Below are 11,784 nucleotides of genomic sequence, written 5' to 3'. Positions count from 1 at the left end.
TTCCTCGGACGCACGATCGGACGTGTGAGCGTACGTGTGGGTGGACGCCTGCATCCGCTGGACTGGCTGGCCGCCGGGCTCCTCGCGCTGGGACTGGTCGCGGTCGCCACGGGCCTGCTGCCGTCCGGTCCGGCGTCCGACGTGCTGGCCAGGATCGGGCCGCTGCTGGTGTTCCTGGCGACGGTGATCGTGCTGGCGGAGCTGACGGGGAAGGCCGAGGTCTTCGACGTGGTCGCCACCTGGGTGGCGCGGGCGGGGAAGGGCAGTTACGCGCTTCTGTTCGGGCTCTGCGTGGTGTTCGCGTCGGTGACCACGATCACCCTCAATCTGGACACGACGGCCGTGCTGTTGACGCCGGTGATGCTGGCGCTGGCGACCCGGGTGGGCATCGCGGCGGTGCCGCTGGCGATGACGACGGTGTGGCTCGCGAACACGGCGAGCCTGCTGCTGCCCGTGTCGAACCTGACGAACCTGCTGGCGGCGGACCGGGTGGCGCTGTCGCCGTCGCAGATGGCGGCCGTGATGTGGCCGCCGCAGGTGGCGGCGATCGTGGCGACGATGGTGTGCCTGTGGCTGTTCTACTGGCGGCGCGGACGGCGTGGCGAGGACCGTTACGTCCCGCCGGAGCCGCCGCGTCCCGCCGACCCGGTGCTGCTGCGGGTGTGCGCGCTGGCGTGCGGCGGGTTCCTGCTGGTGCTGCTGGTCGACCTGGTGCCGCTGTGGGCGGCGTCGACGACGGCGGCGCTGGTGGTCGCGGTGGCGTTCGCACGGCGCCGCCGCGAGGAGCTGCGGTGGTCGCTGGTGCCGTGGCGGCTGCTGGTGCTGGTGCCGGGGATGTTCCTGGTGGTGGAGACGGCCGGCGCGCTGGGCATGGACCGGATACTGGCGTCGGCGATCGGTGCCCAGGAGGGCCCGCTGGGGGTGCTGCGCACGGCGGCGGTGGGGGCGGGGTTCTCCAACGCGCTCAACAACCTCCCGGCGTACGTGGCCGGTGAGGCGGTGGTACCGCTCGGGCACCGGGAGCAGTTGCTGGGGCTGCTGATCGGCGTCAACGTGGGTCCGCTGGTCACCCCGTGGGCGTCGCTGGCGACCCTGCTGTGGTTCGAGCGCTGCCGCTGGCACGGCACCCGCATCGCCCTGGGCCGTTTCATGGGCACGAGCCTGGTGCTGGCCGCGTCGGGCACGCTGGCGGCGACGGTGGCGTTGGCGGCGACGTCGTGATTCAGGCGCCGCGAAGGGCGGCGGCGACCTCTTCGAGTACGTAGGTGAGGGTTTCCGCCCGGGCGGCAACGAAGCTGCGCCCGGAGTCGGGGCCGGTGAAGCCGGGCCGGAACGGCGCGCCGCGCAGGGTGCGCAGCTCCGCGCCCGCCTCGGCGGCGAGCAGGGCCCCGGGGGGCAGGTCGACGCCCTCGGCGCGGTAGCCGACGAACCCGTCGATGGTGCCGCGCGCCAGCATGCTCCAGCCCAGCAGCGGCGCCCACAGTTGCAGGACGCGCCGGCAGCGCCGCTCCAGCGCGCCGCGCAGCGCCGTCGCCGTGGGGTCGCCGCGCCCCACGGCGTGGCCCTGCGTCCAGGCGAGCACGGGTCCGGGCCCCGGCAGGGTGCCGCACGGGCCGCGCAGCCGGGTGCCGTCGTCGTCGTGGGCGCCCTGCCCGGTGACGGCGTGCCAGGTGCGGCCGGTGACGGGTTCGTGGACGACGCCGACGACCGGAGTGTCCCCGACGCACAGCCCGATGCCGACGACGTACGCGGGCAGGCCGATGGCCACGTTGTTGCTGCCGTCCAGCGGGTCGACCAGCCAGGTGCGGCCGTTGCCCGTCTCCAGCAGCCCGGCCTCCTCGGAGAGGATCCGGTCGTGCGGGAAGTGGCGCCGGAGCCGGGCGAGGATCAGCTCCTCGGCGGCCAGGTCCAGGTCGGTGACCACGTCGCCGTGCGTGCCCTTGGTCCGTACCGCCTTCGCTTCGGCGAAGTGGCCGCGCAGCAGCCGTCCGGTCGCCTCGGCCGCGGCGACGGCCACCCGGCGTTCGGCCGCGAACGGCGGGCGGCGGCCGATGTCAGGCGCGGCGTTCTGCATGGATCCTCCCCAGGGCCGTGCGCACGGCCCGCATGGTCGCCTCGGTCCCGTACAGCCGGCGGGTGGTGCGGCGCGGCGGCCCGTCGAGCGGGCCGAGCGACAGGTCCCGTCCGCCGGGCAGGGACCGTCCCAGGACGAGGGTGGCGGCCGCGCGGCCCGGTGTCACCACCGTGGTGTGGAACTCGCCCGCTTCGAGTGCGTACGTCTCCCCCGCCGGGCTGTGGTGGACGGGCCCGGGCTCGCCGCGCACCAGCCGCGCGGTGGGCCGTATCTCGTCCACCCCGCCGGGACCGCTGTGCACCTCGAAGACGCGGTGGGTGGGCGTGTCGGTGTCGTCCCGTACGCGTACGCGGACGTTGCCGACCTCCCCGTACAGGACGTGGCTGCGCAGTTCCCAGCTGTGGGCGTGCAGCGGCGGCACCTCGGCGGTGTCGCGGCCGCCGCCGAAGAGGTGGACGCAGACGCCGTCGGCTCCCTCCCGGACCAGCGGCAGGCACAGGAAGCCGAGCGGGTGCCGGACGGCGGACAGGTCCCGCTTCCCCGAGGCGATCTCCTCCAGGACGGGAACGAAGGTGTCGACGTGACTGCGCATGGGGTCGTCTTGCCGGGTGTCCAGCTCGTCCATGTCGTCCATGTCGTCCATGGCGGACGGTTCACCTCCCGTAGGGGTCCTCTGCGTGCAGGGCCTTGGCGATGACCTCGCCGACGTCGGCGTCGGTGAAGGTACGGGGCAGGGGCAGCGCGAGCGCGTCGAACAGGGCGCGCACCTCGTCGACGGTCGGGGACAGGCTGAGAAGGGTGGCGTTGCGCAGGTCGACCGCGCTTGCCTGCTCGCGGCTCTGATGAAGCTCCGTCAGGTAGTAGTCGTACAGCGGCTGTCCACGCTTGACCTCCAGGTTGACCCTGGAGGGGTCGTCCTGGGTGATGATGAGGCTGGAATCGGACAGGTCGAAGCGGAGCGTCGGCACGGTCGACGACAGGTGGACGCTGATGTCGAGCGTGGTGAGCTGCATGCGGAACCAGCAGGCGGCGAGGACGGTGGCGTACGACTCCTTGCGGGCCCGGCCGGCGGTCCACACGTCCCCGGTCTGGGAGCGGCTGCCGGAGAACATGCGGCGGAACTGGGCGTAGGCGCCGCACGCCTGCTCGTCGGCGGGGTTGAGTATTTCGATCTTGACGTTGAGCTGGGAGCGCTGCTCCTTGGCGGCGCGTACGCACTGAGGGAGGGTGACGGCTCTGAGGTAGGTGCCGGTGCCGCCCTTGAAGTACCAGAGGTTGGTGCCCTGGCGTGCCTCGCGGAGCGCCTCGCGGACCTCGTTGCCGGCCAGGGAGCGGACCATGGTGAGGTCCTCGATGGCGCGGCGGGTGCCCGCCATGGCCTCCTGGATGGCGTGCGGGCGGCGGACCCGCTCGGACAGGGAGCCGACGGCGAGGGCGCCGAGGACGACGAGGGTGGCGCCGGAGGCCAGGTCGGACTCGATGAGCTGGTCGCCGAAGATGTCCAGGAAGCCGACGGTCAGACCGATCCCGGCCGCGAAGACCACCTCGAAGTTGCGCAGGCAGAAGGCGACCGCCCGCTCCACCCGGTTCGTCCGCCCCGTTCGCTCCGTTCGCTCCGTTCGCTCCGGCAACGCCATGACCGCATCCCCTCCCCCGATCGGGTAACCGATCGTAGGAGACGCGGTGCGCCCACCGACAGGGCGCACGTGGCGCACACAGGGCGCAGCGCCTGCCGAAGGTCCGGTCGGGGACACGGCAGGCGCTGCTGTGTTCCGCACGCCGTTGTACGGGACGTATGAGGGGTGCCCGGCCCGCGTGGCGGGGAGGGCGGTGGTGCCGTGCGGGGCGTCAACGGCCCGGGGCGTCGCGCACCACGTCGTGCGGGGCGCCCAGTGGATGCGCGTAGGCAGAGCCGGTCGTCCGTACCGGCCCCCAGACTCTACCGCGTGCGGCGCCGCGGCTGCGCACCGGCCGTCTGCGGCGGCTCGGCGCCATCGCCGCGTGCCCGGCGGCCGGGGTGGCCCGGGGGCGGTGGGCCCGGGGGTGGTGGCCCGGGGGTGGTGGCCCGGGGGTGGTGGCCGGGGGCGGCCCGCACAACGCTGTGCGGGACGCCCGGCCGGTGGGTGTCAGACCGTGAGCGCGCGGTCCGTCGGGCGGATCGGGGCCGGGAGTTCGCTGGCGCCGGTCAGGTAGCGGTCCACGCCGCGCGCCGCCGAGCGGCCTTCGGCGATGGCCCAGACGATCAGCGACTGGCCGCGGCCCGCGTCACCGGCGACGAAGACGCCGTCCACGTTGGTCGCGAAGTTCTCGTCGCGCGCGATGTTGCCGCGCTCGTCGAGCTCCAGGCCGAACTGCTGGACCAGGCCGTTGGACTGGTCGGTGCCCGTGAAGCCCATGGCGAGGGTGACGAGCTGGGCCGGGATCTTGCGCTCCGTGCCCGGCTTCTGCTCCAACTTGCCGTCCTTGAACTCCACCTCCACCAGGTGGAGGAACTGGACGTTGCCGTCCTCGTCGCCCTCGAAGTGGGTGGTGGAGACGGAGTAGATCCGCTCGCCGCCCTCCTCGTGGGCCGAGGTGACCTTGTAGAGCATCGGGAAGGTCGGCCAGGGCTGGCCCGCGTTCCGCTCCTCGCCCGGCTTCGGCATGATCTCGAGCTGGGTGACGGAGGCCGCGCCCTGGCGGTGGGCGGTGCCCACGCAGTCCGCTCCGGTGTCGCCGCCGCCGATGACGACGACGTGCTTGCCCTCGGCGGTGATGGGCGGCTGGATGAAGTCGCCCTCCTGCACCTTGTTGGCGAGCGGCAGGTACTCCATCGCGAAGTGGATGCCCTTGAGGTCCCGGCCGGGGACCGGCAGGTCGCGCGAGACGGTGGCACCGGCGGCGATGACGACGGCGTCGTACCGCTGGCGCAGCTTCGCGGCGTCGATGTCGCGGCCGATTTCGATCTCGGTGCGGAACTTGGTGCCCTCCGCGCGCATCTGCTCGATGCGCCGGTTGATGTGCACCTTCTCCATCTTGAACTCGGGGATGCCGTACCGCAGCAGGCCGCCGATGCGGTCGGCCCGCTCGTACACGGCGACCGTGTGGCCGGCCCGGGTGAGCTGCTGCGCGGCGGCGAGACCGGCCGGGCCGGAGCCGATGACGGCGACGGTCTTGCCGGACAGCCGCTCCGGCGGCTGCGGCGTGACGTCACCGGAGTCCCACGCCTTGTCGATGATCGAGACCTCGACGTTCTTGATGGTGACGGCGGGCTGGTTGATGCCCAGCACGCACGCCGACTCGCACGGAGCCGGGCACAGCCGCCCGGTGAACTCCGGGAAGTTGTTGGTGGCGTGCAGCCGCTCCGAGGCGGCGGACCAGTCCTCGCGGTAGGCGTAGTCGTTCCACTCGGGGATGAGGTTTCCGAGCGGGCAGCCGTTGTGGCAGAACGGGATGCCGCAGTCCATGCACCGGCCGGCCTGCTTGCTGATGATCGGCAGCAGGGAGCCGGGGACGTAGACCTCGTTCCAGTCCTTGACGCGCTCGGCCACGGGCCGGGTCTTGGCGACCTCGCGCCCGGTGGTCAGGAAGCCCTTGGGGTCAGCCATTGGTCGCCGCCTCCATCATCTTCTCGGTGGTCTCCTGCTCGGAGAGACCGGCGAGCTCAGCGGCGTCCTTGGCGGCGAGCACTGCCTTGTACGTGGTCGGGATGATCTTGCTGAATCGGGTCACCGCGGTGTCCCAGTCGGCAAGGAGCTTCTCGGCGACGGTCGAGCCCGTCTCCTCGTGGTGGCGGCGCACGACGTCGTGCAGCCACGCCTGGTCCGTCTCGTCCAGGGCCTCGATCGCGCCGAGGTTGCCGGAGTTGACGTTGTCCCGGTCGAGGTCGATGACGTACGCGACGCCACCCGACATACCGGCCGCGAAGTTGCGGCCCGTCTCGCCGAGGACGACCGCGTGACCGCCGGTCATGTACTCGCAGCCGTGGTCGCCCACGCCCTCGGAGACGACCAGCGCGCCGGAGTTGCGGACGCAGAACCGCTCGCCGGTGCGGCCGCGGAGGAAGATCTCGCCGCCGGTCGCGCCGTACGCGATGGTGTTGCCCGCGATGGTGGAGTACTCGGCCAGGTGGTCGGCGCCCCGGTCGGGGCGGACGATCACCCGGCCGCCGGACAGGCCCTTGCCGACGTAGTCGTTGGCGTCGCCCTCCAGGCGCAGCGTGATGCCGCGCGGCACGAACGCGCCGAAGGACTGGCCGGCCGAGCCGGTGAAGGTGATGTCGATGGTGTCGTCGGGCAGGCCCGCGCCACCGAACTTCTTCGTCACCTCGTGGCCGAGCATGGTGCCGACCGTGCGGTTGATGTTGCGGATCGCGACCTGGGCGCGGACCGGCTGGGCCTCCTCCGCGGAGGCGGCGCCGAGCGCTTCGGCGGCCAGCTCGATGAGCTGGTTGTCGAGCGCCTTCTCCAGGCCGTGGTCCTGCTCGACGAGCTGGTGGCGCACCGCGCCCTCGGGCAGCTCGGGCACGTAGAACAGCGGCTCCAGGTCCAGGCCCTGCGCCTTCCAGTGGTTCACGGCACGGGTGGTGTCGAGCAGCTCGGCGTGGCCGACGGCCTCCTCCAGCGTGCGGAAGCCCAGCTCGGCGAGGAGCTCGCGCACCTCCTCCGCGATGAACTGGAAGAAGTTGACGACGTACTCGGCCTTGCCGGAGAAGCGGTCGCGCAGCACCGGGTTCTGGGTGGCGATGCCGACCGGGCAGGTGTCGAGGTGGCAGACGCGCATCATGACGCAGCCGGAGACGACGAGCGGCGCGGTCGCGAAACCGAACTCCTCGGCGCCGAGCAGCGCGGCGATGACGACGTCACGGCCGGTCTTGAGCTGGCCGTCGGTCTGGACGACGATCCGGTCGCGCAGGCCGTTGAGCAGCAGGGTCTGCTGGGTCTCGGCGAGGCCGAGCTCCCAGGGGCCGCCCGCGTGCTTCAGCGACGTGAGCGGCGAGGCGCCCGTACCGCCGTCGTGGCCGGAGATCAGCACGACGTCCGCGTGGGCCTTGGACACACCGGCGGCGACCGTACCCACGCCGACCTCGGACACCAGCTTCACGTGGATGCGGGCGGCCGGGTTGGCGTTCTTGAGGTCGTGGATGAGCTGGGCCAGGTCCTCGATGGAGTAGATGTCGTGGTGCGGCGGCGGGGAGATCAGGCCGACACCCGGGGTGGAGTGCCGGGTCTTGGCGACCCACGGGTAGACCTTGTGGCCCGGGAGCTGGCCGCCCTCGCCGGGCTTCGCGCCCTGGGCCATCTTGATCTGGATGTCGTCCGCGTTGACCAGGTACTCGGAGGTGACGCCGAAGCGGCCGGAGGCGACCTGCTTGATCGACGAACGCCGCGCCGGGTCGTAGAGGCGCTCGGGGTCCTCGCCGCCCTCACCGGTGTTCGACTTGCCGCCGAGCTGGTTCATCGCGATGGCGAGGGTCTCGTGCGCCTCCTGGGAGATGGAGCCGTACGACATGGCGCCGGTGGAGAACCGCTTGACGATCTCGGACGCCGGCTCGACCTCCTCGATCGGGATCGAGGGGCGGTCGGACTTGAAGCCGAACAGGCCGCGCAGCGTCATCAGGCGCTCGGACTGCTCGTTCACCCGGTCCGTGTACTTCTTGAAGATGTCGTAGCGGCCGGAGCGCGTGGCGTGCTGGAGGCGGAAGACCGTCTCCGGGTCGAACAGGTGCGGCTCGCCCTCGCGGCGCCACTGGTACTCGCCGCCGATCTCCAGCGCGCGGTGCGCGGAGGGGATGCCGGAGGCGGGGTACGCCTTGGCGTGGCGGGCGGCGACCTCCTTGGCGACGACGTCCAGGCCGGCGCCGCCGATCTTGGTGGCGGTGCCGTTGAAGTACTTCTCGACGAAGGCCTCGTCCAGGCCGACGGCCTCGAAGACCTGCGCGCCGCGGTAGGAGGCGACGGTCGAGATGCCCATCTTGGACATGACCTTCAGGACGCCCTTGCCGAGGGCGTAGATCAGGTTGCGGATCGCCTGCTCGGGCTCCAGTCCCTCGACGAAGGTGCCGGCGCGGACCAGGTCCTCGACGGACTCCATGGCGAGGTACGGGTTGACGGCGGCGGCGCCGTAGCCGATGAGCAGCGCGACGTGGTGCACCTCGCGGACGTCACCGGCCTCGACCAGCAGGCCCACCTGGGTACGCTGCTTGGTGCGGATGAGGTGGTGGTGGACGGCCGAGGTGAGGAGCAGCGACGGGATCGGCGCGTGCTCGGCGTCGGAGTGCCGGTCGGAGAGCACGATCAGGCGGGCGCCGCCCTCGATGGCGGCGTCGGCCTCGGCGCAGATCTCCTCGATGCGGGCGGCCAGGGCCTCGCCGCCGCCGGAGACCCGGTAGAGGCCGGAGAGCGTGGTGGCCTTCATGCCGGGCATGTCGCCGTCGGCGTTGATGTGGATGAGCTTGGCCAGCTCGTCGTTGTCGATGACGGGGAACGGCAGGGTCACCGACCGGCACGAGGCCGCGGTCGGCTCCAGCAGGTTGCCCTGGGGGCCGAGCGAGGAGTGCAGCGAGGTGACGAGCTCCTCGCGGATGGCGTCCAGCGGCGGGTTGGTGACCTGCGCGAAGAGCTGGGTGAAGTAGTCGAACAGCAGTCGCGGGCGCTCGGAGAGCGCGGCGATCGGCGAGTCCGTGCCCATGGAGCCGATCGGCTCGGCGCCGGTGCGGGCCATCGGCGCGAGGAGGACGCGCAGCTCCTCCTCGGTGTAGCCGAAGGTCTGCTGGCGGCGGGTGACCGAGGCGTGGGTGTGGACGATGTGCTCGCGCTCGGGGAGGTCCTCGAGCTCGATGATCCCGCTCTCCAGCCAGTCCTGGTACGGGTGCTCGGCGGCGAGGGCGGCCTTGATCTCGTCGTCCTCGATGATGCGGTGCTCGGCGGTGTCGACGAGGAACATCTTGCCGGGCTGGAGGCGGCCCTTGCGGACGACCTTGGCGGGGTCGATGTCGAGGACGCCGACCTCGGAGGACAGCACGACCAGGCCCTCATCGGTGACCCAGTAGCGGCCGGGGCGCAGACCGTTGCGGTCGAGAACGGCGCCGACCTGGGTGCCGTCGGTGAAGGTGACACAGGCGGGGCCGTCCCAGGGCTCCATCATCGTGGAGTGGTACTGGTAGAAGGCGCGCCGGGCCGGGTCCATGGAGTCGTGGTTCTCCCACGCCTCGGGGACCATCATCAGGACGCTGTGCGGCAGCGAACGGCCACCGAGGTGGAGCAGCTCCAGCACCTCGTCGAAGGAGGCGGAGTCGGAGGCGTCCGGCGTGCAGACCGGGAAGATCCGGTCCAGCTTCTCCTGCCCGAAGAGGTCGGAGACGAGCTGCGACTCACGCGCCCGCATCCAGTTGCGGTTGCCCTTGACCGTGTTGATCTCGCCGTTGTGCGCGACGAAGCGGTACGGGTGGGCCAGCGGCCAGCTCGGGAAGGTGTTGGTGGAGAACCGGGAGTGGACGAGCGCGACGGCGGTGGCGCAGCGGCGGTCCGACAGGTCCGGGAAGAAGGGCTCGAGCTGACCGGTGGTGAGCATGCCCTTGTAGACGATGGTGCGGGCGGAGAGCGAGGGGAAGTACACCCCGGCCTCGCGCTCGGCGCGCTTGCGCAGCACGAACGCCTTGCGGTCCAGGGCGATGCCCGTGCTCGTACCGCCGTCGCTGACGAAGAGCTGGCGGAAGGCCGGCATGGTGGAGCGGGCGGTGGCGCCGAGCAGCTCGGGGGCGACGGGGACGTCGCGCCAGCCGAGGACGGTCAGGTTCTCCTCCGCGGCGATCGCCTCGATCCGCTCGACGGCCTGTGCGGAGCCGTCGGCGGGGAGGAAGGCGATACCGACGGCGTACTCGCCGGCTGCCGGGAGCTCGAAGTCGGTGACCTCGCGGAGGAACGCGTCCGGGACCTGGAGGAGGATGCCCGCGCCGTCGCCGGAGTCGGGCTCGGAGCCGGTGGCGCCCCGGTGCTCCAGGTTGCGCAGAACGGTCAGCGCCTGCTCCACCAGCGCGTGGCTGGCGACACCGGTGAGGGTGGCGACGAACCCGACACCGCAGGCGTCGTGCTCGTTGCGGGGGTCGTACATACCCTGCGGGGCGGGGCGACCGTCCATGGGCGACCAGGCGTCGGAACGCATCGGCTCTCCCGTCGTCGTCGTGGCATATGCAAGTGCCAGAGGGACGACGTTGGCCCTCCGCGAAATTTCGTGCAGGTTACATGATGGAGTGCTTCTCGAAGAACGGATAGCTCATTCCAGCATGCGGACACCGCTGGTGGCGGTGGAGGTGGTTCATCGGCTTCCAGGGGCAGGCCGTCGAAGGATCGTCGTCCGGCGGCCTACGGGGGAGCGCGGGCTTCATTGCCCGCAGCGCTAACGGCTCATGCCCTGTGATGAGGGGATCGAAACCGCCGTGTTACGGCTACTTATGTGCCGCGTCGCATAGTGTCTCATCGGAGAAGCGGATCGGGCTATTGGACGTTCGTCACAACGACTACGGCCTTCCGCACAACGGTACGGCAACGGTACGGCGAAGCCCCCTCGATCGCCTGCCGAGGGGGCTGAGCTGGGGGTTCTCAAGTCCCGGCACCGAGCAGCGCCCGGGCCAGCAGGCGCCGACCGCCGCGGGTGCCGGCCGCCGGGCCGCTGTGGGTGCCGGCCGCCGCGCCGCCTGGGTGACGGCCGCCGCACCGCTGTGGGTGACGGCCCCGCGCCGGAGAACGATCCCGGGCCGGAACGGTCCCGCGTCAGCACGACCCCGAGCCGGAACGACCCCGGGCCGGAACGGTCGCGAGCCGGATTGGACGGCGGCGCCGGATCAGACGGCCATGCCGGAACTTTGCCGCGCCGGAACAGACCACCTCGCCGGAACGGTCCCGCGCCGGATCAGACTGCCGCGCCGAACAGGGCCCCGAGCCCGTAGGTGACGGCCGCCGCCGCGCCGCCCAGCACGAGCTGGCGCAGGCCGCTGTACCACCAGCTACGGGCGGTCACCCGGGCGACCAGGGCGCCGCACGCGAAGAGCCCGACGAGCGCCAGCAGTACGGCCGGCCACAGGGCCGTCGCGCCGAGCAGGTACGGCAGGACGGGCAGCAGCGCGCCGAGCGCGAACGACCCGAACGACGAGACGGCGGCGACCATCGGCGAGGGCAGGTCGTCGGGGTCGATGCCGAGCTCCTCGCGGGCGTGGATCTCCAGCGCCTGCTCCGGGTCCTTCGACAACTGCATGGCGACCTCACGGGCGAGCGGCGGCTCGACGCCACGCGCCACGTACAGCGCGGCCAGCTCCTCCATCTCGTCCACCGGGTGCTTGCGCAGTTGGTGACGCTCCACGTCCAGTTCGGCCTGGACCAGCTCGCGCTGCGAGGCCACGGAGGTGTACTCGCCGGCGGCCATGGAGAACGCGCCGGCCGCCAGCCCGGCCAGGCCCGTGATGACGATGGTCTGCTGCGACACCGCGCCGCCCGCCACACCCGTCATCAGGGCGAGGTTGGACACGAGACCGTCCATCGCGCCGAAGACGGCGGGGCGGAGCCAGCCACCGTTCACATCGCGGTGCGTGTGGTTGTCGCGGTGCGCCTCGTGAAGCGTCGCCTCGGTCTCGATGATGGACACAGCTCTCCCCTTGATACGTGCGTACAGCAGCGGGCACGGGCGATCCCGCTCCCCCCAACACCCTCGAAACTACGCGCGATGTAAGGGGCGCG

7 protein-coding genes are annotated in these 11,784 nt (G+C 71.8%); 1 reads left to right on the top strand and 6 read right to left on the bottom strand.

Annotated elements, in window-relative coordinates; all coding sequences use genetic code 11:
- The first annotated feature begins 57 nt into the window (after positions 1-57).
- Positions 58-1,221, top strand: coding sequence for an SLC13 family permease (locus tag ACZ46W_RS13890; protein WP_468337011.1), 1,164 nt, complete (start codon positions 58-60; stop codon positions 1,219-1,221).
- 1 nt (position 1,222) lies between these two features.
- On the opposite strand, the gene ACZ46W_RS13885 is transcribed toward ACZ46W_RS13890, so the two are convergent.
- The 6 genes from ACZ46W_RS13885 to ACZ46W_RS13860 all read right to left on the bottom strand — a co-directional run bounded on the left by ACZ46W_RS13885 (position 1,223) and on the right by ACZ46W_RS13860 (position 11,692).
- The gene (locus ACZ46W_RS13885; protein ID WP_468336241.1) at positions 1,223-2,074 is read right to left on the bottom strand and encodes an inositol monophosphatase family protein; all 852 of its coding nucleotides are present in this window, start codon (positions 2,072-2,074) and stop codon (positions 1,223-1,225) included.
- Positions 2,055-2,717 (bottom strand): hypothetical protein, encoded by a 663-nt coding sequence (locus tag ACZ46W_RS13880; RefSeq protein ID WP_468336238.1) that lies wholly within the window; start codon positions 2,715-2,717, stop codon positions 2,055-2,057. The genes ACZ46W_RS13885 and ACZ46W_RS13880 overlap by 20 nt, the downstream gene beginning before the upstream one ends.
- 10 nt (positions 2,718-2,727) lie before the next feature.
- Entirely contained in the window at positions 2,728-3,711 is a 984-nt protein-coding gene (locus ACZ46W_RS13875; RefSeq protein WP_468336235.1) for a hypothetical protein, read from the bottom strand.
- Between the two features lie 489 nt (positions 3,712-4,200).
- Positions 4,201-5,661 (bottom strand): glutamate synthase subunit beta, encoded by a 1,461-nt coding sequence (locus ACZ46W_RS13870; protein WP_468336232.1) that lies wholly within the window; start codon positions 5,659-5,661, stop codon positions 4,201-4,203.
- On the bottom strand, positions 5,654-10,216 hold the full coding sequence (gltB, locus tag ACZ46W_RS13865; protein ID WP_468336229.1) for a glutamate synthase large subunit: 4,563 nt from the start codon (positions 10,214-10,216) through the stop codon (positions 5,654-5,656). Before gltB ends, ACZ46W_RS13870 begins: the two co-directional genes overlap by 8 nt.
- Before the next feature lie 747 nt (positions 10,217-10,963).
- A complete protein-coding gene (locus ACZ46W_RS13860) occupies positions 10,964-11,692 on the bottom strand; it encodes a VIT1/CCC1 transporter family protein (protein WP_468336226.1) in 729 nt (242 codons plus the stop codon).
- Positions 11,693-11,784 lie beyond the last annotated feature (92 nt).

The sequence above is a fragment of the Streptomyces sp. NPDC031064 genome (assembly GCF_055570965.1).
Note: the sequence above shows the minus strand (reverse complement) of the source record. Positions and strands in the feature narration are given on the sequence as shown.

Coding starts and splice junctions, on each gene's coding strand:
- ACZ46W_RS13880 (WP_468336238.1), bottom strand. CDS start 2,717: ATGGACGACATGGACGACATGGACGAGCTGGACACCCGGCAAGACGAC.
- ACZ46W_RS13870 (WP_468336232.1), bottom strand. CDS start 5,661: ATGGCTGACCCCAAGGGCTTCCTGACCACCGGGCGCGAGGTCGCCAAG.
- ACZ46W_RS13885 (WP_468336241.1), bottom strand. CDS start 2,074: ATGCAGAACGCCGCGCCTGACATCGGCCGCCGCCCGCCGTTCGCGGCC.
- gltB (WP_468336229.1), bottom strand. CDS start 10,216: ATGCGTTCCGACGCCTGGTCGCCCATGGACGGTCGCCCCGCCCCGCAG.
- ACZ46W_RS13875 (WP_468336235.1), bottom strand. CDS start 3,711: ATGGCGTTGCCGGAGCGAACGGAGCGAACGGAGCGAACGGGGCGGACG.